Origin of the sequence: Ruficoccus sp. ZRK36 (genome assembly GCF_019603315.1) — a bacterium.
In the GTDB taxonomy this organism is placed as follows: Bacteria; Verrucomicrobiota; Verrucomicrobiia; order Opitutales; family Cerasicoccaceae; genus Ruficoccus.
The window spans coordinates 433710-447888 of the sequence record NZ_CP080649.1 but is presented as its reverse complement, the minus strand read 5'-3'; the positions used below and the strand labels follow the sequence as shown (position 1 = coordinate 447888).

Below are 14179 nucleotides of genomic sequence, written 5' to 3'. Positions count from 1 at the left end.
CTTCTCTCTTATGATTACCCCGGAAACCAAAATTCGCATGGGAATGGTTGGCGGTGGTCCCGATGCCTTCATCGGTCAAGTTCACCGCTGTGTCGCCGCGATGGATGGGCAGATAGAGCTGGTCTGCGGCGCGTTTTGCTCAGACCCTGCCCGCTCCGAGTCCTTCGGGCATAGCCTCGGGCTGGAGCCGGAGCGCTGCTACCCGGATTTTCAGACCATGATCGCGCGTGAGGCTGCACTGCCGCCCGAGCGGCGGATGCTCTTTGTCGCGATTGTTACGCCTAACCACATGCACTTTGCGATCGCTGAGTGCGCGCTGAAGGCCGGCTTCCATGTATTGTCGGAGAAGCCCGCCACCGTCAGCCTCGAGCAGGCCTGTGCGCTCCGCGACCGGGTCCGGGCCAGCGGCCTTAAGTACTGCCTGACCCATAACTATACCGGCTACCCCATGGTGCGCCAGGCCCGTGACCTGGTGGCCAGTGGCGAGCTGGGGGCCATTCGCAAGATCGTGGTCGAGTATCCGCAGGGGTGGCTGGCCAGCATGGTCGAGCAGACCGGGCAGAAACAGGCGGGATGGCGCACGGATCCCACACGCGCTGGAAGCTCAAACTGTATGGGAGACATCGGCACCCATGCCGAGAATCTGGCCGAGCACATCAGCGGCTTGAGGCTCAAGGAGCTGGCCGCTGACCTGAGCCGGTTCGGCGAAGGGCGTACACTCGATGACGACGGTAACGTCCTCCTGCGCTTCGAGGGCGGAGCCAAGGGCGTCCTGCATGCTTCGCAGATTTCCACCGGTGAGGAAAACGATCTGAACATCCGCCTCTATGGTGAAAAGGGCGGCCTGCAGTGGAAACAGCAGGAGCCCAATACGCTGATCGTTCACCGTCTTGGCCAGCCCAGTCAGATTTACCGCAGTGGGCAGGACTACCTCAGCCCGGCGGCCAGCAGTATGTGCCGGCTTCCCGCCGGGCACACGGAGGGCTACCTCGGTGCTTTCGCCAATATCTACCGCAGCTTTGCGGCGGACCTGCGGCGTGTCCTCAGTGGCGATGCGGGCTCGGAGTCGAGCGCCGACTATCCGGGGATTGAGGACGGGGTCCGTGGACTGGCCTTCATTGAAGCCTGTGTCAAAAGCAGCCAGAGCAACGCAGCCTGGACGCCCCTGCAGGGGTAATCAGGTGTGCGTAGGCATACGCATGTCGCTCGGCGTTAAGCGTGCCGCACAGGGGTAGCGATGCTTCGATATTAACGCTATCAGACCGTTATAAAACGCCATACAAGCTTGATACTTATGTCGGGATCGTGCACGCTTGTTCCTATGATTATAAAAGCTGTTTTCGTTTCTAGTGTTCTCCTTCTGAGTGCCTTTGCCTTTACTGGCTGCAATACCACCATCTCCGGTAGCGACGATGTGGCTGAGTACAATGCCGATCCGCTGACGGTGTCCGTGGCCCCGGATGTTTCCCCGCAGGTGCTGCAGGAGGCCATGGTTGATACCTTCCAGGAGCGCCAGTGGACGGTTGTTTCATCTTCTCCGAACGAAGTTGTCGGGACCCTGGATCACCGTGGTTTCGAGGCCAAGGTCACCATGAAGCGCGAAGGTAATGTGGTTAAGCTTTATTCGGACTCCACGCAGCTGGAGGACTTCAAAACCGGCAAGCCGGTACCGGCTGTTCCGTTGGGCTGGCTGGAAAACCTGCAAAAGGACCTGCCCGAGCGCATCGCCAATCTCCAGCGCTAAGCGCGGGGCGCCCCACCATGTCTGTCAGCGTCCGATTCGGGGCGAGTCGTTCCGCTTATTCGCCGCAGCAGAGTGTTCTTGATCTGGCACTGCCGTTACTGGCGGGGTCAGGTCAGGAGTTTCTCTGGTCGGGCGAGCTGACATCGGCTGACGACCTGCTGTGGCAGGGCAGGCAGGGCCCGTGGCGTTGTATCGCTCTAAGCATGCCGACGGGGGATGACTTGGCCGAAGCCACACGTCTGGCTTTCGGGCGTTTACTCGGTGAGCTTGGTACGGACCACTGTCTGCGTATCTGGAACTTCGTCCCATGGATCAACGAGCACAGGGATGGGCTGGAGAATTACCGTGCGTTTTGTCTGGGGCGTCATGAGGCATTCAGCGCTCATTTTAAAGGCGTCCCCGAGCGGCATTTCTGCGCGGCCTCGGCTGTCGGCATTGAAGAGCCACGGCTGACGGTTGTCGCACTGGCTAGCGAGCGCTCGGTCGTCCAACTCGAAAACCCATTCCAGTGCCCGGCCTATGAATATCCTGAGGAGTACGGGCCTCGCCCGCCGAGCTTCAGCCGCGCCAGTCTGGTGGCGGGCGGTGAACCGGTCGTCTATGTCTCCGGGACATCGGCTGTGCTTGGCTCGGCCAGCGTGGCCCCTGGCATGCTGGAGGCGCAGCTCAAGACCACCGGTGAAAACCTCGACCGCATGCAGAAGCAGACGGAGCACGCGCTGGGCGCAGATACCTTTCGTGCGCTGGGCAAACCTATCGGCCGAGTCTATCTGCGGCGAGCCGAGGACACACTGACTGCTCTTGCCTGGCTGGAGGAGCAGCCTTGGTACGCCGCAGAGCTGACATCTGTGGTGCAGGCAGACATCTGCCGGCAGGAGCTGATGGTCGAGGTCGAGCTGTCCTGGCCCGGCGGTTTAATGAACACTTTAAATTCGCGCTCCACGCTCGCCGAGCGTGACGGCTGCGATCACGCTGATACTTATGGCTGCGAGCGTGTATGATTGTCTGGTGATCGGTGCCGGGCCTGCGGGCACCGCAGCCGCGACGCTCTTGGCTCAGGCCGGGCGTCGGGTATTGATTGTGGACAAGGCGCCTTTTCCGCGCTTCCACATCGGCGAGTCTCTGATCCCTGCTGCCAACCGCGTCCTGCGCAAGATGGGCGTGTGGGACGAGGTCGAGCGCGCTGGCTTTGTCCGCAAGGAGGGGGCGGAATTTACCTTCGGTACCGGAGAAAAACGGGTCCACAACCGATTCGAGGATGGCTGGGTGCCGGGCCTCGACTACACCTATCAGGTGGAGCGTTCCCAGTTTGACCGACTGCTTTTAGCGCGCGCGAGGGAGGCTGGGTGCGAGGTACTCCAGCCCGCAGAGGCGCGTACGTTGACCCAGACCGATACAGGCTGGCAGGTCGAGCTGGATGTAGATGGCAGCCCCCGGACTGTAGAGGCGAGCTGGCTGCTCGATGCGGCTGGTCGTGGGCGCTGGCTGGGGCGTCAGTTAAGTGTGCCTACGGAGCCACTGCCCCTGCACAAGCGTTTTACGGTCTATGGCCACTTCACGGGTGTGGCCCGTGCGGAGGGGCCCGAGGGCGGTAATGTCATTCTCACGCGCATCCCCAAGGGGTGGTTCTGGATGATCCCACTGGATGAAGAGCGGACGTCGGTTGGGCTGGTCGCTCAACACGAGGGTGAGCGAGCTACGCCGGAGAGAATTTTTGACCGGCGTGTAGCGACAAATCCCTACATGCGGGCCTGTATGGCTGAGGCCAAGCTGGAGGATCGTTTTCGTGTCGAGTCCGACTATTCCTTTGTCCACCAGCATTTCGCCGGAGATCGCTGGCTCATGCTGGGGGATGCGGCAGGCTTTATCGACCCGGTTTTCTCATCGGGCGTTTATCTGGCGCTTGAGTCCGCAGACCTCGCCGCGACAGCGATTCTTAAGGCGGGCAACTCTCTGGGCAGGCACGCCCGAAACCGCTACGAGCGTCAGGTGTGGGCAAGGATGAAGGTCATGCTGGAGATGGTACAGATGTACTATGACGACCGCTCCTTCGCAGTCTTTATGCATCCGACGGACAGCTTCCGGTTGTTCTCGGCGGTCAATGCCGTGGTGGGGGGAAATACGCAGATGAGCTTTGGGCTCCGCTGGCGTTATCTGCTGTTTCTGCTCGTATGCCGCCTGAATCGGCACCTGCCGATGGTGCCGCCGGTCAAACTCTGAGGCAGACAGTGGACGAGGGACGACCATCGACTCGCTGGAAGCTCTGGAGCCTGGTGCTGCTGGTTGTCGTCGCCCTGTGCTGGGTGCTTGCTTTAAGCGGAGTGGACTGGCGAGGCTGGATCGAGGGGCATCCCCACGCTGGTGTGTTGATCTTTTGTGTATTGATGATTCTGCTCCCGCTGGCGGGGTTCCCGATTTCGGCCTTTTATGTCTTTGCGGGGCTGACGTTCAGCGTGCCCTATGCTTTGGGCTCTGGGGGCGTGGCCCTCGCGGTAAATATGGTGCTCGGGTATTGGCTGGCCCGGACTGTCTGGCGTGAGCCTCTGAAGCGACGGCTGGAGGCCCGCTGGCCCCACCTCTTCACCCTGGACCGTAATGCCAGTGCCCAGGTGACACTGCTGGTGCGGGCGGTGCCGGGGGTCCCCTATGCCGCCCAGAATTACCTGCTCGGGGTGCTCGCAGTGCCATTTTACCTGTATTTGGGGATTTCCTGGGGCGTCCAGTTCCTCTTTCTGACCGGGGTCGTCCTGACTACACGGGGGGTGATGGGCCGGGATTCTACCCAGGCCTTTTGGGGCGGTTTGGCGGTACTGGTCGTGATTGTCAGCCTTCGCTTAGCGTGGCGACGTTGGCGCGGGAGGCGTATTTGACTTGTGGCTATTTGTGTGTTCGCTATTTCTAGCGGTTGCTTATGGGCGATGACTTTAAAAACCGTTTAAAAACGCTGATCATCGAGGCGTTGTCTCTGGAGGACGTGGAGCCGGATGATTTGGCCGATGATACCCCTTTGATGGAATCCGGGCTGGGGCTCGATTCCATTGATGCGCTTGAGCTGGTCGTGAGCGTCGAGAAGGAGTTCTCGATCAAGATCAAGAACAGCGAAGAGGCGCGATCCGCCCTGCGCAGTATTGACACGCTGGCGCAATTTATCCGCGAGCGCCAGGCAGCTTCAGCTTGAGCTTTCTGCGCGATAAGCTTATTTCTGTTTTATGGTGAGTCATGCAGGGAGTACCCAGGTTTCGATCGATGCCTGCGACTGCCTGACCGCCCTCGGCGATGCCGCGAGTACCTGTGAGCGATTGAAAAAGGGTGAAGTGGCCCTGAAGCCCCATCCTGCCCTCGAAAACGATTCTGAGCCGGTGCCGCTGGCTCTAACGGGGACGCTCGAGCCTACGACGCCCCCCCGCTGGCTGAAGCCCTCCCTCGAACTGCTGAAAAAGGCCCCCGATGAGCCTTGGGGGACGGCGAAGTACCCTGTCGTTATCTCCAGCAGTAACTTCGGCATCGACCAGATGCTGGCGGCTTACACGACGGGCGAGGAACGCTATCATGGCAGCGCAACGCCTGCCCATGCGGTCCAAACACTGGCCGAGGCATGCGGGTGGGGGCCGAACCGCTTCATCGTCTCCAATGCGTGCGTATCCGCACAGCTCGCGATGATTCAGGCCCAGCGGCTGCTGGAGTCGTCGCTGGCCGAGCGGGTTCTGGTCTTTTCGTTCGACTTTCTCAGCCCCTTTGTGGTGGGCGGCTTTTATGCCCTGAAAATTCTGAACTCAGACTTCCCACAGCCCTACGCGGATCGTGAGACCGGCTCGATCGGGCTCGGCGACGGAGCCGCCTTTGCGGTCCTCAGCCGGAACCCTGCCCCGTATCGGATCGCGGCGGCTGCCTGCCTGTCGGAGAATTTCCACATGACGGCCAACGATTCCTCGGGGGCTGGTTTTCGAGGTGTGCTTGCGCCGCTCGCTGATTCATTCCCCCGGCAGGGAGTCTGGGTCAAGGGGCACGGGACGGGCACGCTGGAGGCAGGCCGTCTGGAGGCGGAGGCCGTGGCGTGGCAACTGCCGGATAGCCCTCTGGTCTCCTGGAAGGGGGCTCTGGGCCATACCCTGGGCTCGTGCGGGCTGGTAGAGCTGGCTATCGTACTGGAGGCCATGCGCACAGGCGAAGTCCCCGGTAATGTCGGCGCCGAGCCGCCTTATTTTACCTCAAATGTTCACCGGGAGAATTTCTCTGCCAAGGATTTTGGCGGTGTGGTTCTCTTAAGCAGCGCATTTGGCGGCGCTCAAGCCGCCCATCTCGTTACCCGTGATTAAGCGTTCCATCACTCATTTGGCCGTTGCTGAGCCGTCCCGTGAACTTGATCCGGAGCGGCGCAAGAGCCTGCGTAAACTGTTTAATCCGCTGGCAGTCCGGCGCATGAGTGACCTGTCTCTGATGATCGGGGAGGTGACGGATGGTGTCGAGGGCGGCAAGCACGACGAGTGGGTTTACGCCTCGCGCTTTGGGGGGACTCAGAGCCTGGAGCGTTACCTGGGGAGCTTTCCCACGCCCAGCCCCTTGCATTTTCAGAACTCGATCCATCCCGGCGCTTTTGACCTCGTCAGCGTGGCGCGGCGGCGTCGCTCGGGTATGCTTACACCGCTGTGCGGGCTGGATTCACTGGTCGCAGATGCCCTGCTGGCTGCGCTTCTTGTGCCCGCTGATACCGTTGTGCATGTGGTGGGTGGTGACGAGTTCGAGCCGTGGTCTTCCGGGCAGGGCTGGGGTGGAGAGACAACCTTTGCCTTTTACCTGCGTCTGGAGGCCGGGGTGTCCTCCGGTGCGTTGGGCGAGCTGAGCCTAACCCCGGATGAGCACAACGATGCGCCCGTACCGGAGTTACCCGCTTTTCACACTGCGCTGTCTGACCGTCAGCCTTTAGATTTTTACCAGCCCGAACGCGGAGTCTTTCGCCTCACATGGACGTAAAAGAACCCAGAAACCCCGGCCCCTGGGGTGGCTATTTCTTTATGTATGCGTTCGACCGCTGGCTGCCGGGCTGGCTGTTTGAGGCGATGATGCAGACGGGGACCTTCATCGCCTTTTGCCTGATGAAGAAACAGCGCCTGTACTCCCGGCAGTATCTGGAGTTGATGATGGATCGGCCTGTGAGCTGGCGGGACTCGTTCCGGCATTTTCGAGCTTTGGCTGACATGCTTCTGGTTAAGCTGCGCGCCGGGCGTGGCGAATCTGTCCCCATGGAGTGGGCGGATGAGGACAGCCGACAGCGGGGCAGCTTAATTCTCGGGAGCGAACCCATCCTGGTCGGGACCTTTCACGTCGGCGCCTCGGATCTGCTGGGCTTTGGGCTGGGGCAGTTCAACCGCCCCATCTGCATGGTGAGGCAGCGCGTGCGTAACTCGGCAGACATTGATCGGCTGATGCGGCAGGCGTCCAGTCAGGTCGAAATTATGTGGGTCAACGATCCGCGCGAGGTGATCTTTAGCCTGCGTGACGCGCTGGAGGCGGGTAAGACTCTGGCCCTGCAGTGCGATCGACTGGAGCATACCTCGAAGACTGCGGCCTTCGATTTCCTGGGGGAGCGGCGGCTTTTTCCCGTTACGATTTACCGCCTGGCGGCTCTCTATCAGCGGCCCGTGCAGTTCTGCCTGGCGCTTCCGGCGGCTAAGGGGTACGAGGTGCATGCATGCCACCCCTTTGTGCCCTCAGGGAAAAATCACCGGGAGGATATTCGCAGCGGGTACGAGCATTTTCAGGAGGTCTTGCATTGGCTGGAAGCGCTCTTGCGCCAGCAACCACTCCAGTGGTTTAATTTTCTCCCGCTCAACCCCTCCGACTCCTAGGAGGTTTAATGGTTATTGTCATGTCCGGCCCGTCACCGCAAAAAGCATCCTCGACCTTTAGCTATCTACGGTATGTCGCGATCGTGCTCCTGTTTGGGCTGTGGGCGTTCGCCCTGAATGTGCTTTGCGCGGTGCTGCTACCTCTAGGCGTCGAGAAGCGCCACCCCGGTCTTGTCCGGCGTATCCTGGCAGACTCGATGAGGCGATACACGCGCCTGCTTGAAATCACGGGCGTCGGGCGTGTGCGATTTCGCGATATGGATCGCTTGCCGAAGGGGCCGTGCCTGATCGTGGCCAACCATACGGGGCTGCTGGATGCGCTCTTCTTGTTGATTGAGATCCCCGAGGTCGTCTGCGTCTTTAAGGCCGGACTGAGCCGTAATCCGTTTTTCCGCTACATGATCAGGCAGGGGGGATTTATCGCCAACGACGACGGTATGGAGTCGCTGCATGCGATGGAGAAGGCGCTTAACGACGGCCGTCAGGTGTTAGTCTTTCCAGAGGGCACGCGCACCGAGGTGCCTCCTCTCAACCGGTTCAAGGCCGGGTTTGCCTGGGTGGCTAAGCGGACGCACGCACCTGTCTGTGCATTGATCATCCGCAACCCCTCCGGTTTGCTGAGTAAGCGGGGAGGGCTCTTCGGCCGCTACGCTTTACCCTTCCACTGTGAGTACAGCTATCTGAAAGCTTTTCAGCCGGTAGAGGATGAGCAGCCAGCCGTATTCGCCCGCAGGCTGGAGAGCTTCTACCGTGAGCAGTTTACGTCGGAGGACTTTGCCCAATGGCCGAAGTAATAACAGAGCGCATCGAGGTGACCGAGACCAATGGCTGCTGCGAGGGCCACTTCCCGGGGTATCCGCTCGTGCCTGCGGCTGTGCAGGTGCAGTGGGCGCTGGCTGCGCTGGAGCGCCAGATTAAGGGTGCCGAGAGCTGGGAGCTGCGGCAGGGGAAATTTCTGCGTGAGCTGAAGCCGGGCCGCACGGTCGAGCTGAACCTGAGGCCGGATAAACGCGGCTGGCGTGCACAGGTGGTTGACGCTGAGGGGGTATATGCGGATATGCTTTGGGTGCCGCATGAATAGCTCCTCGACCCACGTGCTTGTCCTGCCCTCCTATAATACCGGCCCCATCCTGAGGCGGACGGTCGAGGCGGCGCTGGCCTGCTGGCAGCCGGTCTGGCTCTTCATCGATGGGTCCACGGACGGGGCACATGCGTGTTTCCTGGAGCACCCGGAGGACTGGCCAGGGCTGCGCGTCTTTGTCAGTGAGGAAAACCGCGGTAAGGGCGGCACGGCGGCCAGGGCTGCGGATGAGGCCGCACAGGCGGGGTTTACACACCTGCTACTGATGGATGCCGACGGGCAGCACCCGGCGGAGTCTGTGCCCGAGCTGATGGAGCAATCTTGCGGGCAGCTTGAGGCAGTTGTCATGGGGCAGCCGGACTTTGGCCCGGACGCGCCATGGGTGCGGCTGGCCGGGCGGCAGCTGAGCATCGGGCTGACACAGTTCGAGACCCTCTGGGGAGGTCTGGCAGATCCGCTTTTCGGTATGCGGGTCTACCCGGTAGCCGCCCTGCGGCAGGTGATGGCGCAGACGCAGTTTGCCCGGCGCTATGATTTCGACCCGGAGGTCGCGGTGCGGTTGTTCTGGGCTGGAGTACCACCCGTGAAGCATCGCGTGCCCGTGCGCTATGTCTCCGCCGAAGAGGGCGGGGTGAGCCACTTTCACTATCTGCGTGACAATGTCTTTATGGTCTGGCTCCATATCAGGCTCCTGCTCGCTTTTTTACCAAGATGTCTTTCTGTCGCCCGACTCAGTCGCCGTTTTCGCCGTCTCAGGAACGGCGGCGCGGATGCCTGCTGCTGATGCTACTGCTGCTGGCTGCCTGTCCGCTTCATGCGCAGAAAAATCTGACCGCGGCCGATGACGCTTCTGCGGAGGCGGAGACGACCGCTGCTGCGCCCGAGCTTGAGGCCTTGGCCTGGCCGGAGGGAGAGCAGGTCGCGCGGGTTGCCTTCAGCGAGGAGCGGCAATTTCCCTTTCGACGGTTTCCCAAGCGTTTCAGTGGCACCATTGATCGTGCCCCAAATGGGGAGCTGATCCTGTGCTATACGGGGTCCAGCTTGGAGCGCCTGCTCCTGCTGGAGGACGGCATATACTTTGAGGACTCCGGGGGGCACCGGCAGCGTCTGCCCGCAGAGGCCGGGTATGTGCGCGTGCTGCGGGATCTGATCGGCGGGGATCAGGAGGCGCTGCGCAGGGATTGGCGGATCGAGCCACAAGCGGACGGCTTTGTGCTCTACCCGCAAGCTCCTGAGCTGGAGCGATCCCTCAAGCGCGTCGAGGTCACTGTGGAAAAGGGGCGGGTGGCCGCGGTCAAAGTATATCTCAGTGACGGGGTGGTGCGCCGCTACTTTTTTGAAGAGCTGACATGGGTGCCCCGTGAGCAGTTCGGACAGCCTCCCGCGCAGCTATGAGTGCGGAGAGGCTTAGTGTGCACCGCCGGGTATTCACGCTGATGGTGACGGTGCTGGCGCTGATCGGGCTGCCCCTGGCGTACCTGCTGACGCGTGATTGGGAAGAGGTTCTCAATGAGGATATCCGCAGCTCGCTGCCCGAGCTGGTGGAGTCTGCCCGGACGCACGAGATCCGGGATAAGCTCCAGTCGATGGCCACCGACAGTGTCCTGCTGAAGGTTGTGGCCCCGTCAGCCGATGCGGAAGAGGTTCGCGTGACCATACGAGAGGCGGCCGGTGCGCAGCCAGTTTTCGGAGAGGTATTTTTCCCTGACGACCCTGAGCCGATGAAGGAGCTGGGGCGCTTTATCTACGAGCACCGGGAAACGCTCTTCGCGCCCGGCTGGCTGCAGACGCACTGGTCACGCTTTCAGGAAACAGGGCAACCGCCTGAGGCCTTCAACCAATGGTTGGCTCAGGAAACGGTGGCCGAGCTGGATAGCTTTTTGAACCGATCCGAGGCCACCGCCTACACGGATCTAGTGCCGAAAGATCCGTGGCTGCTGATCCCGCGTGCCCGTGAGGCTCTGCCAGGGACCGCGGTGGGGGATAGCGGTGCGGTCCTGGCCTGGCTGCCCGTGGAGGCGGATTCGCTCAGCCCTGCCGGACAGCGAAAAATCGCTGAGGCGGTGGATGCTGTGTGCGCCTCCCTCGCCGAGCGCTGGCCGGATGCGCAGATAGAAAGTGGCGGTGTTTACGAAATCGCCGAGCTGAGCGAGGAACTGACTCGGCATGAGGTCACGGTGCTGAATGTCGCCATGTTTGCGGTGGTGGTAATCCTGCTGGTGCTGCTCGTGCGCCGCTTCGCAGATCTGCTGCTGGCGCTTGTGCCGCTGCTGGTGTCTGTACTGGCATCGGTGGTGGTGGGGTTGCTTGTTTTTGGGAAAATCCACGTGCTCGCGCTGGGGATCGCCAGTGTGGTTCTCGGTCTGGCCGTGGACTATGCCGTGCATCTGGTGGCAAACCGCGATAGCGGGAGTCTGCTTAGATCGTGGAAGTGTATCCGAAAACCACTACTGGCCGGTTGCTTGTCCTCGTGCCTGGGGTTGGCGTTTCTCTGGTTGGCGCCTTTGCCCGCCATTCAGCAGGCAGGGGTGATGGTGCCCGCTGGCCTGCTGGGGGCGCTGGCTGCGGTGCGGTGGATCCTGCCATACATGGCTCCAAGCGGCGACGGCTCACCTCTACGGAAACCGCTATATCTCAAATTTAGAAGGCCGCTCCCCCGTGCCTGGCTGGTGGTGCCAGGTTTGCTCTGGGCCGGTGCGCTGACTGCTCTGCTCGTTCAGCATCGCTTCGACGACGAGATCAAAAGCTACCAGATCCCTGTGGGGGCGACGATGGATCGCTATGAGGCATTACTAAAAGAGTTTGGGCAGACGCAGTCTCAGATCAAGAGCCAGTGGTTCACCGTCGCCGAGAGCCCGGTGACGCTGCTTCAACAGCTAAACGATGTTCGCTCAAGCGGGGTGGAGCTGGCGGGCCCGGCCTCACTGCTCGGGAGAGCGGATGGCAGCGAGGCATGGGAAGTTTTCAGTCAACAGCGGGAAGCCTACGGGGAGGCACTGCTGAAGGAATTCGAGTCGCAGGGCTTTGACTCCTCCGCCTTCGAGGGGTTTGTGGATAGCCTCGACGATATGCCCGAGGCCGTGGCTGATCCGGCCGCGGGCGAGGCGATCCGCGAGCTGGCAGCCCGTCTGCGCGGTCCCATGCGAGCTGCCCTGATGGAGGACGGTGCGGAGTGGGTCGGGACGTTTGGGGTACGGGATCGTGTCGAGGTCCCGGCGTCACTGGAGTCGACGACGCATGTGGTCGACGGGCGGGTCGCCATCAACCACATCCTGGAGACGGCCCGCCGGGCTGTTCTGAAAAATGCGGCTATCGGCTTTCTGGCGGTAGTCGTTGTTTTGGTCGCGGTGTTCGGCTGGCGTGATGGGGTGACGGTCGCATTGCTGCCTGCCTTCGCAGTGACCTTCGGGCTGGCTGTGGCTACGCTGACTGGTGGCGGACTAAGTCTGCTGGCGGTTATCGGGGCGATTCTCGCCTATTGCCTCGGCTTGGACTACGGAGCCTTTGCGGTGCATTTTCGCGGTCAGGCGCCGGTATCCGTTCGCGTCTCTGCGCTGACCACGGCAAGCGCCTTTGCCCTGCTGGGTATGAGTGATATCAAGGCACTGAGTGATCTGGGTATCGTGGTCTCCGTGTCTGTTTTCTTTGCCTGGATGGGTGCGGAGCTGATAGGTTGGACACAAGGGGATTCATCCACACAAGATAGTCGAAACGATGTCTGACGCTTTTCCACCTATTGAAGAATTAATCCCGCACCGCGGACCGATGTGCCTGCTGCGGCGGATTGTCGAGATGGGAGATGATCTTGTGCAGGCTGAGGCAGTGTTTGTCCCGGACTCAGGGGCCCCGGCCACGATGGTGGCCTCTCAGGCATGGTCGCTTGAAGTCGTGGCGCAGGCTGCCGGTGTTTTTGTCGGCTGGCATCATCGCGAGCGGGGTTGGCGCTCGGGTCGTCTGATTAAAGCAACACGATGGACGATGGGGCCTCGACCACTCCCGTGTGGAGAAATGATGCGCGTGTATTCAAAACTGGATACGTGGAGTGAGGCGGGCGTTTTTCGCTTTAATGGGCACCTGGAGGATGCTGCCGGGAACCTGCTCGCAGGGGGGCAGTTGACGATTTACGCCTCATGACGCACGCAATGGAAAGGGAGCCCATGCAGCTGGCATGGGAGCGCTTCTGTCGGCAGTTTAAGGATAAACCTGCGGTGATCGATGCGGCTGGCGGAGAGACGGTGAGCTTTGCCGGGCTGGAACAACTCGCCCGCGAATGGGAAGAGCGGCTGCGGGGCTACGCGCTGCGCCGCCGCGCAGTCACGCTCCGCCTTCCCAATGGTGCGGATTGGCTGGCTGCATTTCTGGCTCTGCGCAGAGTGGGCGCAGTCGTGGTGCCGCTGGATAATGGCGCGCCGGACTCGGAGCTGGAGACGGCCGCTGAACTGCTCGGCACGGTCCTGCAGATAACGAGCGCAGGGATTGTCGCTCAGCCTGGATCGCGGCGCTGGAAGTCGGATGTGGCCCTGATAAAGCTGACCTCGGGCTCGACTGGAGCTCCCAAGCCAATTCCTTTTGCCGAGGCCGAGCTGTGCGCAGATGCCGAGAACATTCTCTCGACGATGGCCTTCGATGCGCGTGACCGGAATTTTGCCTTGCTGCCCTTTGCGCATTCCTACGCGCTGGGAAATCTCGTCCTGCCGTTGCTGGCGTATGGCGTGCCTGTGGTGATCGGGAGCGCTGCCTTCCCGCATGTGATTGCGGAGGAAGTTGCCCGGACGGGCGCGACGGTTTTGCCGACGGTGCCTGCGGTGTTGGAAGGTATCGCGCGAACAGGCGCACTTTCTCTCAAACCCCTGCGACTCGTCATCTCGGCGGCTGCGGCATTGAGCCCGGAGTTGGCTCGCCGGTTCCACGAAACGACAGGTCTGCTCGTGCATAATTTTTATGGCTCCAGTGAGACCGGCGGCATCGCCTATGACCGGGATGCTCAGGCGGGGCTGCGGGGTGACTCTGTGGGCACGGTGATGGACGGCGTTCGGTTGGGGCAAACTGCTGACGGACGGCTGAAGGTTACGTCTCGTGCGGTTAGCGGATATGGCCGTGGGCGTGAGAAATGCGGAGCCGCAAGCATTGCGCTCGCCGATCGGGTTAGCTTTACGGACGAGGGTGGGCTGGTGATCCGCGGGCGTGCCGACCGGATCGTCAAGTGCGCGGGGGTGCGGCTCGATCTGGCTCGTCTGGAGCAGGTGGCCGCCCGCGAAGCTCATGTGCGGCAGGTAGCGGCCTTTTATGAGCCTGCTGGCGAGCGGGTCTACCTGGCCTATGAGGGGGGCCTGGAGGTCGAGCAGATAGCGAGTTGCCTGAGCGCAGCGTTTCCGCGATTGAGTCGGCGCCTGCATGTGCGGCGGCTGGATGTAATCCCCCGAACCGGGAGGGGGAAGATTGATATTCGGGCCCTGCGGCAAGCGCTGTGCCAGTGAGTGCCCGACTCGCGAGAGTCGTACCTATCTC

At 61.6% G+C, this 14179-nt stretch carries 16 protein-coding genes; all 16 read left to right on the top strand.

From position 1 onward, the window contains the following. Positions 1–10: 10 nt before the first annotated feature. The 16 genes from K0V07_RS01930 to K0V07_RS01855 all read left to right on the top strand — a co-directional run bounded on the left by K0V07_RS01930 (position 11) and on the right by K0V07_RS01855 (position 14148). Positions 11–1177: a Gfo/Idh/MocA family oxidoreductase gene (locus K0V07_RS01930; protein ID WP_220622844.1), complete on the top strand. Its 1167-nt coding sequence runs from the start codon at positions 11–13 to the stop codon at positions 1175–1177. Positions 1178–1321: 144 nt separating this feature from the next. Continuing rightward, a complete protein-coding gene (locus K0V07_RS01925) occupies positions 1322–1744 on the top strand; it encodes a hypothetical protein (RefSeq protein ID WP_220622843.1) in 423 nt (140 codons plus the stop codon). 17 nt (positions 1745–1761) lie between these two features. Continuing rightward, positions 1762–2745 (top strand): hypothetical protein, encoded by a 984-nt coding sequence (locus K0V07_RS01920; RefSeq protein WP_220622842.1) that lies wholly within the window; start codon positions 1762–1764, stop codon positions 2743–2745. Continuing rightward, positions 2726–3964 carry a tryptophan 7-halogenase gene (locus tag K0V07_RS01915; protein WP_220622841.1) on the top strand — a complete coding sequence of 413 codons (1239 nt, stop codon included), beginning with the start codon at positions 2726–2728 and terminating at the stop codon, positions 3962–3964. Before K0V07_RS01920 ends, K0V07_RS01915 begins: the two co-directional genes overlap by 20 nt. Continuing rightward, positions 3916–4614, top strand: a complete 699-nt coding sequence (locus K0V07_RS01910; protein WP_220622840.1) for a VTT domain-containing protein — start codon at positions 3916–3918, stop codon at positions 4612–4614. The genes K0V07_RS01915 and K0V07_RS01910 overlap by 49 nt, the downstream gene beginning before the upstream one ends. 41 nt (positions 4615–4655) lie before the next feature. Continuing rightward, on the top strand, positions 4656–4922 hold the full coding sequence (locus K0V07_RS01905) for a phosphopantetheine-binding protein (RefSeq protein ID WP_220622839.1): 267 nt from the start codon (positions 4656–4658) through the stop codon (positions 4920–4922). A 31-nt stretch (positions 4923–4953) separates the two neighbouring features. Next, positions 4954–6060, top strand: a complete 1107-nt coding sequence (locus tag K0V07_RS01900; RefSeq protein WP_220622838.1) for a hypothetical protein — start codon at positions 4954–4956, stop codon at positions 6058–6060. After that, complete coding sequence (locus tag K0V07_RS01895; RefSeq protein ID WP_220622837.1) at positions 6053–6715, top strand: beta-ketoacyl synthase chain length factor; 663 nt, start codon at positions 6053–6055, stop codon at positions 6713–6715. Before K0V07_RS01900 ends, K0V07_RS01895 begins: the two co-directional genes overlap by 8 nt. Beyond that, positions 6706–7590, top strand: a complete 885-nt coding sequence (locus K0V07_RS01890) for a hypothetical protein (RefSeq protein ID WP_220622836.1) — start codon at positions 6706–6708, stop codon at positions 7588–7590. The genes K0V07_RS01895 and K0V07_RS01890 overlap by 10 nt, the downstream gene beginning before the upstream one ends. A gap of 20 nt (positions 7591–7610) precedes the next feature. After that, positions 7611–8384 carry a lysophospholipid acyltransferase family protein gene (locus tag K0V07_RS01885; RefSeq protein ID WP_220622835.1) on the top strand — a complete coding sequence of 258 codons (774 nt, stop codon included), beginning with the start codon at positions 7611–7613 and terminating at the stop codon, positions 8382–8384. Next, complete coding sequence (locus K0V07_RS01880; protein ID WP_220622834.1) at positions 8372–8671, top strand: hypothetical protein; 300 nt, start codon at positions 8372–8374, stop codon at positions 8669–8671. Before K0V07_RS01885 ends, K0V07_RS01880 begins: the two co-directional genes overlap by 13 nt. Further along, a complete protein-coding gene (locus K0V07_RS01875) occupies positions 8664–9455 on the top strand; it encodes a glycosyltransferase family 2 protein (RefSeq protein WP_220622833.1) in 792 nt (263 codons plus the stop codon). The genes K0V07_RS01880 and K0V07_RS01875 overlap by 8 nt, the downstream gene beginning before the upstream one ends. After that, positions 9455–10066: a hypothetical protein gene (locus tag K0V07_RS01870; protein WP_220622832.1), complete on the top strand. Its 612-nt coding sequence runs from the start codon at positions 9455–9457 to the stop codon at positions 10064–10066. The genes K0V07_RS01875 and K0V07_RS01870 overlap by 1 nt, the downstream gene beginning before the upstream one ends. Then, the gene (locus tag K0V07_RS01865; RefSeq protein ID WP_220622831.1) at positions 10063–12393 is read left to right on the top strand and encodes an MMPL family transporter; all 2331 of its coding nucleotides are present in this window, start codon (positions 10063–10065) and stop codon (positions 12391–12393) included. Before K0V07_RS01870 ends, K0V07_RS01865 begins: the two co-directional genes overlap by 4 nt. Continuing rightward, positions 12386–12805 (top strand): hypothetical protein, encoded by a 420-nt coding sequence (locus K0V07_RS01860; RefSeq protein WP_220622830.1) that lies wholly within the window; start codon positions 12386–12388, stop codon positions 12803–12805. The genes K0V07_RS01865 and K0V07_RS01860 overlap by 8 nt, the downstream gene beginning before the upstream one ends. Continuing rightward, the gene (locus K0V07_RS01855; RefSeq protein WP_220622829.1) at positions 12802–14148 is read left to right on the top strand and encodes a class I adenylate-forming enzyme family protein; all 1347 of its coding nucleotides are present in this window, start codon (positions 12802–12804) and stop codon (positions 14146–14148) included. The genes K0V07_RS01860 and K0V07_RS01855 overlap by 4 nt, the downstream gene beginning before the upstream one ends. The last annotated feature ends 31 nt before the right edge of the window (positions 14149–14179 follow it).

Coding starts and splice junctions, on each gene's coding strand:
- K0V07_RS01930 (WP_220622844.1), top strand. CDS start 11: ATGATTACCCCGGAAACCAAAATTCGCATGGGAATGGTTGGCGGTGGT.
- K0V07_RS01925 (WP_220622843.1), top strand. CDS start 1,322: ATGATTATAAAAGCTGTTTTCGTTTCTAGTGTTCTCCTTCTGAGTGCC.
- K0V07_RS01920 (WP_220622842.1), top strand. CDS start 1,762: ATGTCTGTCAGCGTCCGATTCGGGGCGAGTCGTTCCGCTTATTCGCCG.
- K0V07_RS01915 (WP_220622841.1), top strand. CDS start 2,726: ATGGCTGCGAGCGTGTATGATTGTCTGGTGATCGGTGCCGGGCCTGCG.
- K0V07_RS01910 (WP_220622840.1), top strand. CDS start 3,916: ATGCCGCCTGAATCGGCACCTGCCGATGGTGCCGCCGGTCAAACTCTG.
- K0V07_RS01905 (WP_220622839.1), top strand. CDS start 4,656: ATGGGCGATGACTTTAAAAACCGTTTAAAAACGCTGATCATCGAGGCG.
- K0V07_RS01900 (WP_220622838.1), top strand. CDS start 4,954: ATGGTGAGTCATGCAGGGAGTACCCAGGTTTCGATCGATGCCTGCGAC.
- K0V07_RS01890 (WP_220622836.1), top strand. CDS start 6,706: ATGGACGTAAAAGAACCCAGAAACCCCGGCCCCTGGGGTGGCTATTTC.
- K0V07_RS01885 (WP_220622835.1), top strand. CDS start 7,611: ATGTCCGGCCCGTCACCGCAAAAAGCATCCTCGACCTTTAGCTATCTA.
- K0V07_RS01880 (WP_220622834.1), top strand. CDS start 8,372: ATGGCCGAAGTAATAACAGAGCGCATCGAGGTGACCGAGACCAATGGC.
- K0V07_RS01875 (WP_220622833.1), top strand. CDS start 8,664: ATGAATAGCTCCTCGACCCACGTGCTTGTCCTGCCCTCCTATAATACC.
- K0V07_RS01870 (WP_220622832.1), top strand. CDS start 9,455: ATGCTACTGCTGCTGGCTGCCTGTCCGCTTCATGCGCAGAAAAATCTG.
- K0V07_RS01865 (WP_220622831.1), top strand. CDS start 10,063: ATGAGTGCGGAGAGGCTTAGTGTGCACCGCCGGGTATTCACGCTGATG.
- K0V07_RS01860 (WP_220622830.1), top strand. CDS start 12,386: ATGTCTGACGCTTTTCCACCTATTGAAGAATTAATCCCGCACCGCGGA.
- K0V07_RS01855 (WP_220622829.1), top strand. CDS start 12,802: ATGACGCACGCAATGGAAAGGGAGCCCATGCAGCTGGCATGGGAGCGC.